At 43.2% G+C, this 13,703-nt stretch carries 27 protein-coding genes and 1 pseudogene; all 28 read left to right on the forward strand.

The features are described from left to right. Positions 1 to 99: 99 nt before the first annotated feature. The 28 genes and pseudogenes from rpsJ (at position 100) to rplQ (ending at position 13,658) form a co-directional block, all read left to right on the forward strand. Positions 100 to 411 (forward strand): 30S ribosomal protein S10, encoded by a 312-nt coding sequence (gene rpsJ, locus L3V46_RS02065; protein ID WP_004725677.1) that lies wholly within the window; start codon positions 100 to 102, stop codon positions 409 to 411. A 61-nt stretch (positions 412 to 472) separates the two neighbouring features. Beyond that, complete coding sequence (rplC, locus tag L3V46_RS02070) at positions 473 to 1,111, forward strand: 50S ribosomal protein L3 (protein ID WP_004816868.1); 639 nt, start codon at positions 473 to 475, stop codon at positions 1,109 to 1,111. An 11-nt stretch (positions 1,112 to 1,122) separates the two neighbouring features. Beyond that, positions 1,123 to 1,725: a 50S ribosomal protein L4 gene (gene rplD / locus L3V46_RS02075; protein WP_004816870.1), complete on the forward strand. Its 603-nt coding sequence runs from the start codon at positions 1,123 to 1,125 to the stop codon at positions 1,723 to 1,725. Beyond that, a complete protein-coding gene (gene rplW / locus L3V46_RS02080; RefSeq protein WP_004725684.1) occupies positions 1,722 to 2,042 on the forward strand; it encodes a 50S ribosomal protein L23 in 321 nt (106 codons plus the stop codon). The genes rplD and rplW overlap by 4 nt, the downstream gene beginning before the upstream one ends. 11 nt (positions 2,043 to 2,053) lie before the next feature. After that, on the forward strand, positions 2,054 to 2,878 hold the full coding sequence (gene rplB, locus L3V46_RS02085) for a 50S ribosomal protein L2 (RefSeq protein ID WP_004725686.1): 825 nt from the start codon (positions 2,054 to 2,056) through the stop codon (positions 2,876 to 2,878). Between the two features lie 19 nt (positions 2,879 to 2,897). Then, complete coding sequence (gene rpsS, locus L3V46_RS02090) at positions 2,898 to 3,173, forward strand: 30S ribosomal protein S19 (RefSeq protein WP_004281508.1); 276 nt, start codon at positions 2,898 to 2,900, stop codon at positions 3,171 to 3,173. Between the two features lie 9 nt (positions 3,174 to 3,182). Beyond that, positions 3,183 to 3,512, forward strand: coding sequence for a 50S ribosomal protein L22 (gene rplV / locus L3V46_RS02095; protein ID WP_004816873.1), 330 nt, complete (start codon positions 3,183 to 3,185; stop codon positions 3,510 to 3,512). Between the two features lies 1 nt (position 3,513). Continuing rightward, positions 3,514 to 4,330 (forward strand): annotated as a pseudogene (rpsC, locus tag L3V46_RS02100) (30S ribosomal protein S3). Further along, positions 4,270 to 4,683, forward strand: coding sequence for a 50S ribosomal protein L16 (gene rplP / locus L3V46_RS02105; RefSeq protein ID WP_004725694.1), 414 nt, complete (start codon positions 4,270 to 4,272; stop codon positions 4,681 to 4,683). The pseudogene rpsC and the gene rplP overlap by 61 nt, the downstream one beginning before the upstream one ends. After that, complete coding sequence (gene rpmC, locus L3V46_RS02110) at positions 4,683 to 4,880, forward strand: 50S ribosomal protein L29 (RefSeq protein ID WP_004725696.1); 198 nt, start codon at positions 4,683 to 4,685, stop codon at positions 4,878 to 4,880. The genes rplP and rpmC overlap by 1 nt, the downstream gene beginning before the upstream one ends. Next, positions 4,877 to 5,134 (forward strand): 30S ribosomal protein S17, encoded by a 258-nt coding sequence (gene rpsQ / locus L3V46_RS02115; protein WP_004725698.1) that lies wholly within the window; start codon positions 4,877 to 4,879, stop codon positions 5,132 to 5,134. Before rpmC ends, rpsQ begins: the two co-directional genes overlap by 4 nt. 92 nt (positions 5,135 to 5,226) lie before the next feature. Further along, on the forward strand, positions 5,227 to 5,595 hold the full coding sequence (rplN, locus tag L3V46_RS02120; protein WP_004725701.1) for a 50S ribosomal protein L14: 369 nt from the start codon (positions 5,227 to 5,229) through the stop codon (positions 5,593 to 5,595). 11 nt (positions 5,596 to 5,606) lie between these two features. Beyond that, positions 5,607 to 5,924, forward strand: a complete 318-nt coding sequence (rplX, locus tag L3V46_RS02125; protein ID WP_004725703.1) for a 50S ribosomal protein L24 — start codon at positions 5,607 to 5,609, stop codon at positions 5,922 to 5,924. Positions 5,925 to 5,940: 16 nt separating this feature from the next. Then, positions 5,941 to 6,477, forward strand: coding sequence for a 50S ribosomal protein L5 (rplE, locus tag L3V46_RS02130; protein WP_004725705.1), 537 nt, complete (start codon positions 5,941 to 5,943; stop codon positions 6,475 to 6,477). A gap of 9 nt (positions 6,478 to 6,486) precedes the next feature. Beyond that, positions 6,487 to 6,792, forward strand: coding sequence for a 30S ribosomal protein S14 (rpsN, locus tag L3V46_RS02135; RefSeq protein ID WP_004725707.1), 306 nt, complete (start codon positions 6,487 to 6,489; stop codon positions 6,790 to 6,792). A gap of 13 nt (positions 6,793 to 6,805) precedes the next feature. Next, positions 6,806 to 7,201 (forward strand): 30S ribosomal protein S8, encoded by a 396-nt coding sequence (gene rpsH / locus L3V46_RS02140; protein ID WP_004725709.1) that lies wholly within the window; start codon positions 6,806 to 6,808, stop codon positions 7,199 to 7,201. 13 nt (positions 7,202 to 7,214) lie between these two features. After that, positions 7,215 to 7,748: a 50S ribosomal protein L6 gene (rplF, locus tag L3V46_RS02145; protein ID WP_004725711.1), complete on the forward strand. Its 534-nt coding sequence runs from the start codon at positions 7,215 to 7,217 to the stop codon at positions 7,746 to 7,748. A gap of 14 nt (positions 7,749 to 7,762) precedes the next feature. Continuing rightward, the gene (rplR, locus tag L3V46_RS02150; RefSeq protein ID WP_004725713.1) at positions 7,763 to 8,113 is read left to right on the forward strand and encodes a 50S ribosomal protein L18; all 351 of its coding nucleotides are present in this window, start codon (positions 7,763 to 7,765) and stop codon (positions 8,111 to 8,113) included. A 2-nt stretch (positions 8,114 to 8,115) separates the two neighbouring features. Continuing rightward, positions 8,116 to 8,613 (forward strand): 30S ribosomal protein S5, encoded by a 498-nt coding sequence (gene rpsE / locus L3V46_RS02155; RefSeq protein WP_004725715.1) that lies wholly within the window; start codon positions 8,116 to 8,118, stop codon positions 8,611 to 8,613. Between the two features lie 6 nt (positions 8,614 to 8,619). After that, complete coding sequence (rpmD, locus tag L3V46_RS02160; RefSeq protein WP_004725717.1) at positions 8,620 to 8,796, forward strand: 50S ribosomal protein L30; 177 nt, start codon at positions 8,620 to 8,622, stop codon at positions 8,794 to 8,796. A 3-nt stretch (positions 8,797 to 8,799) separates the two neighbouring features. Continuing rightward, positions 8,800 to 9,240: a 50S ribosomal protein L15 gene (rplO, locus tag L3V46_RS02165; protein ID WP_004725719.1), complete on the forward strand. Its 441-nt coding sequence runs from the start codon at positions 8,800 to 8,802 to the stop codon at positions 9,238 to 9,240. A gap of 45 nt (positions 9,241 to 9,285) precedes the next feature. Beyond that, positions 9,286 to 10,605: a preprotein translocase subunit SecY gene (gene secY, locus L3V46_RS02170; RefSeq protein ID WP_171066869.1), complete on the forward strand. Its 1,320-nt coding sequence runs from the start codon at positions 9,286 to 9,288 to the stop codon at positions 10,603 to 10,605. A 21-nt stretch (positions 10,606 to 10,626) separates the two neighbouring features. Continuing rightward, positions 10,627 to 10,743: a 50S ribosomal protein L36 gene (gene rpmJ, locus L3V46_RS02175; RefSeq protein WP_000867907.1), complete on the forward strand. Its 117-nt coding sequence runs from the start codon at positions 10,627 to 10,629 to the stop codon at positions 10,741 to 10,743. Positions 10,744 to 10,850: 107 nt separating this feature from the next. Then, positions 10,851 to 11,207 (forward strand): 30S ribosomal protein S13, encoded by a 357-nt coding sequence (gene rpsM, locus L3V46_RS02180; RefSeq protein WP_004725722.1) that lies wholly within the window; start codon positions 10,851 to 10,853, stop codon positions 11,205 to 11,207. 19 nt (positions 11,208 to 11,226) lie between these two features. Further along, positions 11,227 to 11,613 (forward strand): 30S ribosomal protein S11, encoded by a 387-nt coding sequence (gene rpsK / locus L3V46_RS02185; RefSeq protein WP_001040166.1) that lies wholly within the window; start codon positions 11,227 to 11,229, stop codon positions 11,611 to 11,613. A 12-nt stretch (positions 11,614 to 11,625) separates the two neighbouring features. Continuing rightward, entirely contained in the window at positions 11,626 to 12,249 is a 624-nt protein-coding gene (gene rpsD, locus L3V46_RS02190; RefSeq protein WP_004725725.1) for a 30S ribosomal protein S4, read from the forward strand. 17 nt (positions 12,250 to 12,266) lie between these two features. Further along, the gene (gene rpoA / locus L3V46_RS02195) at positions 12,267 to 13,274 is read left to right on the forward strand and encodes a DNA-directed RNA polymerase subunit alpha (RefSeq protein ID WP_004816876.1); all 1,008 of its coding nucleotides are present in this window, start codon (positions 12,267 to 12,269) and stop codon (positions 13,272 to 13,274) included. An 18-nt stretch (positions 13,275 to 13,292) separates the two neighbouring features. Beyond that, on the forward strand, positions 13,293 to 13,658 hold the full coding sequence (gene rplQ, locus L3V46_RS02200) for a 50S ribosomal protein L17 (protein ID WP_004281488.1): 366 nt from the start codon (positions 13,293 to 13,295) through the stop codon (positions 13,656 to 13,658). Positions 13,659 to 13,703 lie beyond the last annotated feature (45 nt).

The following is a 13,703-nucleotide window of genomic DNA, read 5'->3' on the forward strand; positions in this document are numbered from 1 at the left end:
GACCTTAGTGATTTTCACTGCCTTTGACACTTACCTTATTTAGTGGGGTGAGATGCGTCAAGGGTGATTCTTTATATATTTGGCTTGGAGTTAACTGGTATGTCTAACCAGAGAATTCGTATCCGTCTTAAGTCTTTTGATCATCGTTTAATTGATCAATCTTCTCAAGAGATCGTAGAAACAGCAAAACGTACTGGCGCACAAGTGTGTGGTCCAATTCCGATGCCTACTCGCATCGAACGTTTTAACGTTTTAACATCACCACACGTGAACAAAGATGCGCGTGACCAATATGAAATCCGCACATATAAACGTTTGATCGACATCGTTCAACCTACAGATAAAACTGTAGATGCGTTGATGAAGTTGGATCTTGCAGCTGGTGTTGATGTTCAGATCGCATTGGGTTAAGGCTTTCGGTTAATTAACGCTCTATAAGTTAATTAGGCCGCTTTTTTAGAGGTTTATGCACATGGCTATTGGTTTAGTCGGTCGCAAGTGCGGTATGACACGTATCTTTACAGATGCTGGTGTTTCTGTGCCTGTAACAGTGATTGAGGTTGATCCTAACCGTATCACTCAAATCAAAACGCTTGAAACTGATGGTTATCAAGCGATTCAAATCACTACTGGTGAACGTCGCGAATCTCGCGTAACAAATGCTCAGAAAGGTCACTTTGCGAAAGCTGGTGTTGCTGCTGGTCGTTTAGTTAAAGAATTCCGCGTTGCAGAAGCTGATCTTGAAGGTCGTGAAGTTGGTGGCACTATCGGTGTTGATTTGTTCGCAGTAGGTCAAGTTGTTGACGTTACTGGTCAATCAAAAGGTAAAGGCTTCCAGGGTGGTGTTAAGCGTTGGAACTTCCGTACGCAAGATGCTACACATGGTAACTCAGTATCTCACCGTGTAATTGGTTCTACAGGTCAAAACCAGACTCCTGGTCGCGTGTTCAAAGGCAAAAAAATGCCTGGTCACTTAGGTGATGATCGCGTAACTGTACAAGGTCTTGAAATTGTATCTATCGACGCAGAACGTTCAGTTCTTGTTGTTAAAGGTGCGATTCCTGGTGCTACTGGTGGCGACGTTATCGTTCGTCCTACGATCAAGGCCTGAGGGGAAATAACGTGAATTTAAAAACTGTTTCCGGCTCTGCTGTTGAATTGTCTGAAGTTGCTTTCGGACGTGAATTTAATGAAGCTCTTGTACACCAAGTTGTTACAGCTTATTTAGCTGGTGGTCGTCAAGGCTCTAAAGCTCAGAAGTCACGTGCAGACGTTTCTGGCGGTGGTAAAAAACCATTCCGTCAAAAAGGTACTGGCCGCGCTCGTGCTGGTTCTATTCGTAGCCCAATCTGGGTTGGTGGTGGTAAAACTTTTGCTGCTCGTCCACAAGATTGGTCTCAAAAAGTAAACCGCAAAATGTACCGCGGTGCAATGCAATGTATCTTAGCTGAACTTGTTCGCCAAGATCGTCTTGTATTGGTTGAAGAGTTTGCAGTTGAAGCTCCAAAAACTAAAGAATTGCTTGCAAAACTAAACGGCTTGAACGCTACTCGCGCATTAATCGTTACTGAAGCTGTAGATGAAAATCTATATTTAGCTGCTCGTAACCTTCCACACGTTGATGTGGTTGATGCTGCTGGGATCGATCCTGTTGGCTTGATCGCGTTTGATAAAGTTGTTATGTCTGTTGCGGCTGCTAAGAAGATTGAGGTAGAACTCGGATGAACAACGAACGTATCTATCAAGTCCTAAAAGGGCCTGTTTTTTCAGAAAAAGCACAAGTTCTAGGCGAAACTGCTGGTGTTCAAGTTTTTAAAGTTGCTATCGATGCAAACAAACTTGAAATCAAAAAAGCAGTAGAGCAATTATTTGGTGTAGAAGTTGTTAAAGTTAACACGACTATCACTAAAGGTAAGACTAAACGCTTTGGTAAAACATTAGGACGTCGTTCTGATGTTAAAAAAGCATACGTCACCCTGAAAGCTGGCCAAGATGTTGAAATGGCTGACTTGGGCGATACCGCTGAAAGCACAGCGGAATAAGGACGAAAATTATGCCAATTCAAAAATGTAAGCCAACGTCTCCAGGACGTCGCTTTGTAGAGAAGGTGGTTCATAATCATCTTCACAAAGGCGCGCCTTATGCACCGTTGGTTGAAGCTAAAAAACGTACTGGTGGTCGTAATAATAACGGTCACATTACAACTCGTCACGTTGGTGGTGGTCATAAACAAAACTACCGTATCGTTGACTTCAAACGTAACAAAGACGGCATCCCTGCTGTAGTTGAACGTATTGAATACGATCCTAACCGTACATCACATATTGCTTTATTGAAATATGCTGACGGTGAGCGTCGTTATATTATTGCTGCTAAAGGCTTACGTGCTGGCGATAAAGTACAATCTGGTAACGATGCTCCAATTCGTCCAGGTAACTGCTTACCGCTTCGTAATATGCCTATCGGTTCTACATTACATAACATTGAGCTTAAAATCGGTAAAGGTGCACAATTAGTGCGTTCTGCTGGTACTTCTGCTCAGTTGTTGGGTCGTGACGGTTCTTACGCAATCATTCGTCTTCGTTCAGGCGAAATGCGTAAAGTACACGTTGAATGTCGCGCTGTGTTAGGTGAAGTATCTAACTCAGAAAGCAACCTTCGTTCACTTGGTAAAGCAGGTGCTGCACGCTGGCGTGGTGTTCGTCCTACCGTTCGTGGTATGGCGATGAACCCAGTTGACCATCCACATGGTGGTGGTGAAGGGCGTAACAAAGGTATTCAACCTGTAAGCCCATGGGGTCAAAAAGCTAAAGGGTACAAAACTCGTACCAATAAGCGTACGACTAAGATGATCATTCGCGACCGTCGCGTTAAGTAACAAGTAAAGGAATCTGACAATGCCTCGTTCTCTGAAAAAAGGCCCATTCGTCGATGCGCACTTGTTCGCTAAGGTTGAAGCGGCTATCGCGGCTAATAACCGTAAGCCGATCAAAACTTGGTCGCGTCGTTCGATGATCCTCCCGGATTTTGTTGGTTTAACAATTTCTGTACATAATGGTCGTAACCATGTTCCAGTGATCGTATCTGAACATATGGTTGGTCACAAACTCGGTGAATTCGCGCCAACTCGTACCTATCGTGGTCACGGTGTTGACAAGAAGTCTAAACGTTAAGGTGCTATGATGGAAGTTACTGCTAAATTACGCGGTGCCGCTATCTCGGCACAAAAAACTCGTTTGGTTGCAGACCTAATCCGTGGCAAATCTATTGCTCACGCGCTTAATATCTTAAACTTCAGCAACAAAAAAGCTGCAGTTGTAGTGAAAAAAGCATTGGAATCTGCAATTGCAAACGCTGAACACAATAACAGTTTAGATGTAGACGACCTTAAGGTTACTACGATTTACGTTGATGAAGGCACTAGCCTTAAACGTATTATGCCACGTGCTAAAGGCCGTGCAGATCGTATTACTAAGCGTACTTGTCACATTACCGTTAAGGTAGGGGTTTGATATGGGTCAGAAGGTTCATCCAATCGGTATCCGCCTTGGTGTTGTAAAACGTCATAACGCCAACTGGTATGCGAGTCCGAAACAATACGCTGAATACTTGCTTAAAGATCTTCAAGTTCGTGAGTTTTTAACTAAAAAACTTAAAAGCGCGATGATCAGCAATATTCTTATCGAACGTCCTACAGGCGCTGCTAAAGTAACAATTAGCACTGCTCGTCCAGGTATCGTTATCGGTAAAAAAGGCGAAGACATTGAGAAATTACAGCGTGAACTTACCAAGATTATGGGTGTTCCAGCGCAAGTAAGCATCAACGAAATCGATCGCCCAGACTTAGACGCTCGTTTAGTTGCTGAAGCAATTGCTTCACAATTAGAGAAACGTGTAATGTTCCGTCGTGCTATGAAGCGTGCGGTTCAAAACACTATGCGTGCTGGTGCTAAAGGTATCAAAGTTGAAGTTTCTGGTCGTTTAGGTGGTGCAGAAATTGCACGTACTGAATGGTATCGTGAAGGTCGTGTACCTTTACATACACTTCGTGCTGACATCGACTATGCAACTATGCGCGCTGAAACTACTTACGGTACGATTGGTGTTAAAGTTTGGATTTTCCGTGGCGAGATCTTAGGTGGCATGAAACAAGTCATGAACCCTGCTCCTGCTGAAGAACGTCCAGCTAAACGCGGTCGCGGTCGTGGTGAAGGTCAAGAGCGTCGTGGTCGTCGCAATGATCGTTCTGCTGAAAAAGGAGAATAATCCATGTTGCAACCTAAACGTACTAAATTCCGTAAGGTGCAAAAAGGCCGTAACACTGGTCTAGCGCATCGTGGTAGCACAGTATCTTTCGGTACAATCGCACTTAAATCTGTTGAGCGTGGTCAAATGACTGCTCGTCAAATCGAAGCTGCGCGTCGTACAATTAGCCGTCGTGTTAAACGTGGTGGTAAGATCTTTATCCGTGTTTTCCCAGACAAACCAATTACTGAAAAACCATTAGAAGTTCGTATGGGTAAAGGTAAAGGTTCTGTGGAATACTGGGTTTGCCAAATCAAACCAGGTAAGATCTTGTACGAAATGGATGGTGTTAGTGAAGAATTGGCACGCGAAGCGTTTACGCTTGCAGCTGCTAAGCTTCCATTTAAAACCACTATCGTTACTAAGACGGTGATGTAATGAAAACTAAAGATCTACGTGAAAAATCGGTAGAAGAGTTGGCAGCTTTGCTTGATGAGCAACAGCTTAACCAATTCCGTCTTCGTATGGCGAAAGCAACTGGTCAATTGGGTAAATCGCATGAAGTTGCGTTAACTCGTAAGACTATTGCTCGTATCAAGACCCTCCTTACCGAAAAACAGGGGAACGCACAATGAGTGAGCAAACAGTTCGCACGTTAACAGGCAAAGTAGTAAGTGACAAAATGGACAAGTCTATTGTTGTACTTATTGAACGCCGCGTTCAACACCCGTTGTATGGCAAATCAATCCGCCGTTCAACAAAATTACACGCTCATGATGAGAACAACACTGCTAAAACTGGCGATGTTGTAACCATTAAAGAAAGCCGCCCAATTTCAAAAACTAAAGCTTGGACTTTAGTGGAAGTTATTGAAGCAGCTGCTGAGTAATTAGACGTTCTTGTTGCATCATCGGTCAATTTCGAGTACTCTTTGAGCCTTTCGAAATTGCGACCGGTGATGCTCGGTTTTGGAGTAGGGCAATGATTCAGACCGAAAGTATGCTAGACGTAGCAGACAACAGTGGTGCTCGCCGCGTACAATGTATTAAAGTACTTGGTGGTTCACATCGTCGTTATGCTTCTGTTGGCGACATTATTAAAGTTACTGTAAAAGAAGCAATTCCGCGTGGCCGTGTTAAAAAAGGTGACGTGATGAATGCAGTTGTAGTTCGTACTAAATTCGGTATTCGTCGTCCAGACGGTTCTGTGATCCGTTTCGATGATAATGCTGCAGTTATCTTGAACAACAACAAGGCTCCGATTGCCACTCGTATTTTCGGACCAGTGACTCGTGAACTTCGTACTGAACAGTTCATGAAAATCATTTCATTGGCTCCTGAAGTTCTATAATAGAGGCAATCATGGCTAAGATTAGAAAAGGCGATCAAGTAATTGTGATCGCAGGTAAAGAAAAAGGCAAACAGGGTACTGTTTTGTCTGTTTCAAATGACCAAGTTAAGGTTGAAGGCCTTAATTTAGTTAAGAAGCATCAAAAGCCGAACCGTGCAACAGGTGCTGAAGGCGCTATTGTTACACAAGAAGCTTCGCTTCATATTTCAAACGTGGCAGTTTTTAATGCTGCAACCCAAAAGGCTGACCGTGTTGGTTACCAAGTGATTGAAGGCGTGAAAACTCGCGTTTACAAATCAAATGGTGAATCAGTGGCGGTAGCGAAGTAATAGGTTGAACTAGGCTATGGCCAGACTTAAAACACGTTATAACGACGAAATCCGAGCTAAGTTGAAAGAAGAACTTGGTTTGGGCAATGTGATGGAAATTCCTCGCATTACTAAAATCACCATCAACATGGGTGTTGGTGCAGCTTCAGCTGACAAGAAATTGTTAGATGGCGCTTTGGCGGATATGCAAGCTATTGCTGGTCAAAAACCAGTTCTTACATTAGCGCGCAAATCAATCGCTGGTTTTAAAATCCGTGATGGTTGGCCGATTGGTTGTAAAGTAACTTTACGCGGCGAACAAATGTACGAATTCTTAGACCGTTTGATCTCTATCGCTATCCCTCGTATTCGTGACTTCCGCGGTTTTTCTGCGAAATCATTCGATGGTCGTGGTAATTATTCAATGGGTCTCAAGGAACAAATTATGTTCCCTGAAATCGATTTTGATAAGATCGATCGTATTCGTGGTATGGATATTACTATCACTACGACTGCTCGTACTGATGACGAAGGCCGTGCGCTAATCCGTGCATTCGGCTTCCCGTTCAAATAAGAGGTCGATATGGCTAAGAAAAGTATGATTAATCGCGAATTGAAACGCGAAACTACAGTTGCTAAATACGCTGCAAAACGTGCTGAATTAAAAGCTACGATTGCAAACGTAAATGCATCTGATGAAGAACGTTTCGAAGCGATGATGAAGTTACAAGCATTACCACGTAATGCGTCTCCAGTACGTCTTCGTAACCGTTGTGGTTTAACTGGTCGTCCTCATGGTTACTTCCGTAAGTTCGGCTTAAGCCGTAACAAATTACGTGACACAGTAATGCAGGGTGATGTACCGGGCGTTGTTAAGGCAAGCTGGTAAGGAGCGACTATAAATGAGTATGCAAGATACCGTTGCCGACATGCTAACACGTGTTCGTAACGCACAAATGGCAAAGAAACAAACTGTTTCTATGCCTAATTCTAAGTTGAAAGTTGCAATTGCAAACGTACTTCAACAAGAAGGTTACATTTCAAATGTAGAAGTTGCTGATCTTGAAGGCAAAGCTACTTTGACAATTACTTTAAAATATTTTGAAGGCAAACCAGTTATCGAAACTGTGAAACGCGTAAGCCGTCCAGGTCTACGTCAGTATCGCGGTAAAGATGCACTTCCGAGCGTTAAGCAAGGTTTAGGTATTGCAATTGTTTCTACAAGCAAAGGCATCATGACTGATCGCGCTGCACGTGCTGCAGGCGTTGGTGGTGAAGTTATTGCTTTTGTTTCTTAATAGGTGATTCCTCATGTCTCGTGTGGCTAAAGCCCCAGTAACTGTACCTAACGGTGTAGCAGTTACTCAGAACGGCCGGCAGGTCGAAGTGAAAGGCAGCAAAGGTACGTTGTCTTTCAACCTGCATGCGCTGGTCGAGCTTAAACAGGAAGAAGGTCAACTTCATATTGCTCCAGTTAAAGAATCTCGCGATTCTTGGATGCAAGCTGGTACTGCTCGCGCTGTTCTTAATAACCTTGTAAAAGGTGTTAATGAAGGCTTCGAACGTAAGTTACAACTTATCGGTGTTGGTTATAAAGCTGCGGTTAAAGGTACAGTTGTGAACCTTAACCTTGGTTATTCTCACCCGATTGATTACGCTCTTCCTGAAGGTGTAACTGCTGAAACTCCGACTGCTACTGAAATCATTTTGAAATCAGCTAACAAGCAATTGTTAGGTCAAGTTGCTGCAGAAATCCGTGGTTATCGTCCACCAGAGCCGTATAAAGGTAAAGGTGTTCGCTATTCTGACGAAGTTGTTCTTCGTAAAGAAGCTAAGAAGAAATAAGGCGCGAGGTTCTTATGAACGAAAAGAAACAATCCCGTTTGCGTCGTGCGAAAAGCACACGCTTGCACATTCGTGCATTGGGTGCGACTCGCTTGTGTGTAAACCGCACGCCGCGTCACATCTATGCTCAAGTTATTTCTGCAGATGGTGGCAAAGTATTAGCGCAAGCTTCTACTTTGGATGCATCTTTACGTAGCGGAACTACAGGTAATGTAGATTCAGCTACTAAAGTAGGTGCTTTAATCGCAGAACGTGCAAAGGCTGCTGGTGTAACTAAAGTTGCATTTGACCGTTCTGGTTTTAAATATCATGGTCGTATCAAAGCCTTGGCTGATGCTGCTCGTGAAAACGGCTTGGAGTTCTAATCATGGCTAAAGTTGAACAAAACGAAGGTCTTGTTGAAAAGCTGGTTGCCGTTGATCGTGTAGCCAAAGTTGTTAAGGGTGGTCGTATCTTCTCTTTCACAGCATTAACTGTTGTGGGTGATGGTAATGGTCGTGTAGGTTTTGGTCGCGGTAAAGCGCGTGAAGTTCCAGCTGCTATTTCTAAAGCACTTGAAGCTGCACGCCGCAACATGATCACTGTTGATCTTGTTGATGGTACTGTACAACATCCTATTCATGCTCGTCATGGCGCTAGCCGTGTTTACATGCAACCTGCATCTGAAGGTACTGGCGTAATCGCTGGTGGTTCTATGCGCGCAGTTTTAGAAGCTGCTGGTGTACGTAACGTATTGACGAAATGTTATGGTTCTACTAACGCGGCTAACGTTGTAAATGCAACTTTTAATGGTTTACGTGATATGACGTCTCCTGAGAAAGTTGCTGCTAAACGTGGTCTTTCAGTAGAACAAATTTTAGGGTAATCAATCATGAAAACGATTAAAGTTACCCAGACTAAATCTTCTTCGCATCGTTTGAAAAATCACAAACTTTGCCTACAAGGTTTAGGTCTGCGTCGTATTGGTCATACAGTAGAAGTAATAGATACACCTTCTAACCGTGGTATGATCAACAAAGTCTACTATATGGTTAGTGTAGAGGAATAAGCCATGACTCTGCGTTTAAATGAGCTTGCACCTGCTGAAGGTGCAAAACGTGATAATCGTCGTTTAGGCCGTGGTATCGGTTCTGGTGTCGGTAAGACTGGTGGCCGTGGTGTCAAAGGTCAGAAATCACGTAAAAGTGGTGGCGTTCGTCCAGGCTTTGAAGGTGGTCAAACTGCGTTATATCGTCGTTTACCTAAATTCGGTTTCACAAGCCAATTGGCTTTGAAAACTGCTGAAGTACGTTTGTCTGAACTTGCTAAAGTTGAAGGTGATATTATTTCACTTGAAACTTTGAAAGCTGCGAATGTTGTACGTAAAGATATGTTGCGTGCTCGTGTTGTTCTTTCTGGTGAAATCACTCGTGCATTCACTGTTCAAGGTGTTGCATTGACTAAAGGCGCTAAAGCTGCTCTTGAAGCTGCTGGCGGTAAAGTCGAGGAGTAATCGCGAGTGACTATGTCTCCTAGTTCTTCAGGTCATGTTAACATGATGAAAGGTCAACCATTTCATGTGAAATATCGTGAAATTATTCGCCGATTAATGTTCTTGATTGGTGCATTGGTAGTCTTTCGACTAGGAGCGCATATTCCGCTGCCAGGTATTGATAATGTTGCTCTAGAACGTTTTTTCAAAGCTAATGAAGGTACTTTTTTAGGTTTGTTTAACATGTTCTCGGGTGGAGCATTAGAACGAATGTCCATTCTGGCGTTAGGTATCATGCCGTACATTTCTGCATCTATTATTGTGCAGTTGATGTCGACCGTGGTGCCTTCGTTAGAAGCATTGAAGAAAGAAGGCGAGCAAGGTAAGCGTAAGATTAATCAATATACGCGTTACGGCACCCTTTTACTCGCATTAGTCCAAGGTATCGGGATGTGTGCTGGTCTAATCAGTCAAGGTATTACTTTGACTTCGGGACTGGCTTTTTACATTCCAGCGCTAACATCGTTAGTTGCAGGTACCATGTTCTTAATGTGGTTAGGTGAGCAAATTACTGAACGTGGTGTTGGTAACGGTATCTCAATGATTATCTTTGCAGGTATTGTTGCTGGTTTACCAAACTTAGTGATTCAAGCATTTACTTCGGTAGATAATGGCCAATCAAGTTTAATTGGTTTGGCTATCTTTGGATTGCTATCAGTTGCTGTTTTAGCAGCGATTGTGTTTATTGAAAAAGCTCAACGTCGTATACCTGTGAACTATGCTCAAAAACAGCAAGGTCGTCGTGTATTCACTGCACAGCAAACGCATTTGCCATTGAAGATCAACATGGCAGGGGTTATTCCAGCAATTTTCGCAAGTTCGTTATTGTTGTTCCCTGCAAGTTTAGGTCAATGGTTAGGCAGTGCTGATCCAAATGCAGGAATTGTAAAACGTAGCCTACAAGATTTGGCATTGGTATTATCGCCTGGACAACCGTTGTATTTAGTGCTCTTCGGTGCGTTAATTATCTTTTTCTGTTATTTCTATACGGCGCTTGTTTTTAGCCCGAAAGAAGTATCAGAGAACTTGAAACGCAGTGGAGCTTATGTACCTGGTATTCGCCCAGGTGAGCAAACTGCTCGTTACTTAGATCATATTCTTAATCGTTTGACGTTTATTGGTGCAATCTACATTACAGTCATCTGTTTAATGCCGATGATTTTACAAAGTTCTTTTGGTATTCCATTCCATTTGGGTGGTACCTCATTACTTATCGTAGTTGTTGTTGTTATGGACTTTATGGCTCAGCTTCAAGCCCATTTGACATCACATCAGTATGACGATCAATCGTTAATGAGAAAAACGACTGCTCATCCTAAGGGATAAGCGCACTTAGAAGGTTTCATCATGAAAGTACAAGCTTCTGTAAAGAAAATTTGTGGTAGCTGTAAAGTTATCCGTCGTAATGGGGTTATTCGCGTAATTTGCAGCGCAGAACCTCGTCATAAGCAGCGTCAAGGTTAATTTAATTAAGACCTGTTGATTTCAGTAGGCTAATTAGGTTATTATCCGCCCCTCAAGATTTTTGTGGGGCGGTTGATTATCTCTACTGCCTTTTTGGAGAAATTTGAATGGCTCGTATTGCCGGTGTAAACATTCCGGATAACAAGCATGCTGTTATCTCTCTCACGTATATTTTTGGTATTGGCCGCCACACAGCTAAAAACATTTTAGCTGCTGCAGGTATTACGACTACTACTAAAATTCGTGAATTAGATGATGCTCAGCTTGATGCGATTCGTGCAGAAGTTGCTAAGGTTCCGACCGAAGGTGACTTACGTCGCGAAATTTCCATGAACATTAAACGTTTAATGGATTTAGGCTGCTACCGCGGTCTTCGTCATCGTCGCAGCTTGCCTGTTCGCGGACAACGCACCAAAACTAACGCACGTACCCGTAAAGGTCCGCGCAAACCTATTAAGAAATAAGATTTCTGGAAGCTAAAAGATGGCTAAAGATACTCGCACACGCAAGAAGGTCACTCGTACCGTCTCTGAAGGTGTTGCACACATTCACGCTTCTTTTAATAACACCATTGTTACGATTACTGATCGTCAAGGTAATGCATTGGCTTGGGCTACTTCAGGTGGACAAGGCTTCCGTGGATCACGTAAATCAACTCCGTTTGCTGCTCAGGTAGCTGCTGAAGTTGCTGGTAAAGCTGCTTTAGATTACGGTTTGAAAAACTTGGACGTCCTTGTAAAAGGTCCTGGTCCAGGTCGTGAATCTGCGGTTCGTGCATTAGGTGCAGTGGGTTATAAAATTAACAGCATTACCGATGTGACACCGATTCCGCACAACGGTTGCCGTCCACCTAAAAAACGTCGCGTGTAAGGAGAAACATTCATGGCTCGTTATATTGGTCCAAAATGCAAACTCTCTCGCCGCGAAGGGACAGACCTGCAATTAAAATCTGGCGTTAAACCATTTGACGTCAAAACAAAAAAATCTGCTAAAGCTCCTGGTCAACATGGCCAAAGCCGTGCTAAACAATCAGAGTATTCACTACAATTACGTGAAAAACAAAAAGTACGTCGTATGTACGGTGTTTTAGAGCGTCAATTTAGTAACTACTACAAAGAAGCTGCTCGTGTTAAAGGCGCAACAGGTGAAAACTTGTTGAAATTGCTTGAAAGCCGCCTCGATAACGTTGTTTATCGCATGGGTTTTGGTTCTACACGTGCAGAAGCTCGTCAGCTGGTATCTCACCGTTCAATCACTTTAAATGGTCGTCGTGTTAACATCGCGTCTATCCAAGTTAAAGCGGGCGACGTGATTGCAGTTCACGAAAGCGCTAAACAACAATTACGTATCAAAAACGCAATTGAATTAGCTGCTCAACGTGGAACAGCTGCTTGGATTGAAGTAGATCATTCAAAACTTGAAGGTACATTTAAAGCTGCACCAGATCGTTCTGATTTACCTGCTGAAATCAACGAAAGCTTGATTGTAGAATTGTATTCTAAATAATCCTTGAGGTAGCAATAATGACGCGTACTGCAAACGAGTTTCTAACTCCGCAAGCGATCAAGGTCGAAGCGGCAAGCGGGACCTCGGCAAAAGTGATTCTTGAACCATTAGAGCGTGGCTTTGGTCATACTCTTGGTAATGCTTTACGTCGCATCCTTTTGTCTTCTTTACCTGGCGCAGCCGTGGTTGAAGTAGAGATAGAGGGTGTCGAGCACGAGTACAGTACTTTAGAAGGCTTGCAGCAGGACATCGTCGAGCTCTTGCTGAACCTAAAAGGATTGTCTATTAAGCTGTTCGATCAAAACGAAGCATATTTGACATTGGAAAAACAAGGTCCTGGCGATGTAACTGCTGCTGACCTTCGTTTACCACATAATGTTGAAGTGGTTAACCCTGAACATCTGATTGGTACTTTAAGTGCTTCAGGCTCATTAAAAATGCGCTTGAAAGTTTCTCAAGGTCGTGGTTATGAAACTTCTGACTCACGTTTCCCTGAAGGCGAAACGCGTCCTGTAGGTCGTCTACAGTTAGATGCTTCTTATAGCCCGATTAAACGTGTGTCTTACACAGTTGAAAATGCTCGTGTAGAACAACGTACTGACCTTGATAAGCTCGTCATTGATCTTGAAACGAATGGAACTGTAGATCCTGAAGAAGCTATCCGCAAAGCGGCAACAATCTTGCAACAACAAATTGCAATTTTTGTTGATCTTCAGAAAGATCAAGCTCCAGTTGCTCAAGAGCCACGTGAAGAAGTTGATCCAATCTTGCTTCGTCCAGTTGATGATCTAGAGCTTACTGTTCGTTCTGCTAACTGTTTGAAAGCAGAAAATATTTACTACATTGGTGATCTAGTACAGCGTACTGAGGTTGAGTTGCTTAAAACTCCTAACCTTGGTAAAAAATCGCTTACTGAGATCAAAGATGTTCTGGCTTCTAAGGGCTTACAGCTCGGCATGCGTTTAGAGAACTGGCCACCAGCTAGTCTCCGTATGGACGATCGTTTCGCCTATCGTAGCCGTTAATTAAGTAGGACTATCACCATGCGTCATCGTAATAGTGGTGTGAAATTAGGCCGTACCAGCAGCCATCGTAAAGCGATGTTTCAAAACATGGCTAATTCTTTGTTTGAGCATGAGTTAATTAAAACTACTGTGCCTAAAGCAAAAGAGTTACGTCGTGTAGCTGAGCCTTTAATCACTTTAGCTAAAAACGATACTGTAGCAAACCGTCGTTTGGCGTTTGCTCGTACTCGTTCAGCAGCAACAGTTGGTAAATTATTTACCGTTCTTGGCCCTCGTTACAAAGAACGTAACGGCGGTTATCTACGTGTTCTTAAAGCTGGTTTCCGTGCAGGTGATGCTGCACCGATGGCTTATGTAGAACTTGTGGATCGTGAAGTAAACTAATTACTCACGTCACAGAACAATCGGTTGTTCGAAAAAGGTCGGTGT

Origin of the sequence: Acinetobacter sp. AG3, assembly GCF_022343575.1 — a bacterium.
In the GTDB taxonomy this organism is placed as follows: domain Bacteria; phylum Pseudomonadota; class Gammaproteobacteria; order Pseudomonadales; family Moraxellaceae; genus Acinetobacter; species Acinetobacter guillouiae.

Coding starts and splice junctions, on each gene's coding strand:
- rpsJ (WP_004725677.1), top strand. CDS start 100: ATGTCTAACCAGAGAATTCGTATCCGTCTTAAGTCTTTTGATCATCGT.
- rplC (WP_004816868.1), top strand. CDS start 473: ATGGCTATTGGTTTAGTCGGTCGCAAGTGCGGTATGACACGTATCTTT.
- rplW (WP_004725684.1), top strand. CDS start 1,722: ATGAACAACGAACGTATCTATCAAGTCCTAAAAGGGCCTGTTTTTTCA.
- rplB (WP_004725686.1), top strand. CDS start 2,054: ATGCCAATTCAAAAATGTAAGCCAACGTCTCCAGGACGTCGCTTTGTA.
- rpsS (WP_004281508.1), top strand. CDS start 2,898: ATGCCTCGTTCTCTGAAAAAAGGCCCATTCGTCGATGCGCACTTGTTC.
- rplV (WP_004816873.1), top strand. CDS start 3,183: ATGGAAGTTACTGCTAAATTACGCGGTGCCGCTATCTCGGCACAAAAA.
- rplP (WP_004725694.1), top strand. CDS start 4,270: ATGTTGCAACCTAAACGTACTAAATTCCGTAAGGTGCAAAAAGGCCGT.
- rpmC (WP_004725696.1), top strand. CDS start 4,683: ATGAAAACTAAAGATCTACGTGAAAAATCGGTAGAAGAGTTGGCAGCT.
- rpsQ (WP_004725698.1), top strand. CDS start 4,877: ATGAGTGAGCAAACAGTTCGCACGTTAACAGGCAAAGTAGTAAGTGAC.
- rplN (WP_004725701.1), top strand. CDS start 5,227: ATGATTCAGACCGAAAGTATGCTAGACGTAGCAGACAACAGTGGTGCT.
- rplX (WP_004725703.1), top strand. CDS start 5,607: ATGGCTAAGATTAGAAAAGGCGATCAAGTAATTGTGATCGCAGGTAAA.
- rplE (WP_004725705.1), top strand. CDS start 5,941: ATGGCCAGACTTAAAACACGTTATAACGACGAAATCCGAGCTAAGTTG.
- rpsN (WP_004725707.1), top strand. CDS start 6,487: ATGGCTAAGAAAAGTATGATTAATCGCGAATTGAAACGCGAAACTACA.
- rpsH (WP_004725709.1), top strand. CDS start 6,806: ATGAGTATGCAAGATACCGTTGCCGACATGCTAACACGTGTTCGTAAC.
- rplF (WP_004725711.1), top strand. CDS start 7,215: ATGTCTCGTGTGGCTAAAGCCCCAGTAACTGTACCTAACGGTGTAGCA.
- rplR (WP_004725713.1), top strand. CDS start 7,763: ATGAACGAAAAGAAACAATCCCGTTTGCGTCGTGCGAAAAGCACACGC.
- rpsE (WP_004725715.1), top strand. CDS start 8,116: ATGGCTAAAGTTGAACAAAACGAAGGTCTTGTTGAAAAGCTGGTTGCC.
- rpmD (WP_004725717.1), top strand. CDS start 8,620: ATGAAAACGATTAAAGTTACCCAGACTAAATCTTCTTCGCATCGTTTG.
- rplO (WP_004725719.1), top strand. CDS start 8,800: ATGACTCTGCGTTTAAATGAGCTTGCACCTGCTGAAGGTGCAAAACGT.
- secY (WP_171066869.1), top strand. CDS start 9,286: ATGAAAGGTCAACCATTTCATGTGAAATATCGTGAAATTATTCGCCGA.
- rpmJ (WP_000867907.1), top strand. CDS start 10,627: ATGAAAGTACAAGCTTCTGTAAAGAAAATTTGTGGTAGCTGTAAAGTT.
- rpsM (WP_004725722.1), top strand. CDS start 10,851: ATGGCTCGTATTGCCGGTGTAAACATTCCGGATAACAAGCATGCTGTT.
- rpsK (WP_001040166.1), top strand. CDS start 11,227: ATGGCTAAAGATACTCGCACACGCAAGAAGGTCACTCGTACCGTCTCT.
- rpsD (WP_004725725.1), top strand. CDS start 11,626: ATGGCTCGTTATATTGGTCCAAAATGCAAACTCTCTCGCCGCGAAGGG.
- rpoA (WP_004816876.1), top strand. CDS start 12,267: ATGACGCGTACTGCAAACGAGTTTCTAACTCCGCAAGCGATCAAGGTC.
- rplQ (WP_004281488.1), top strand. CDS start 13,293: ATGCGTCATCGTAATAGTGGTGTGAAATTAGGCCGTACCAGCAGCCAT.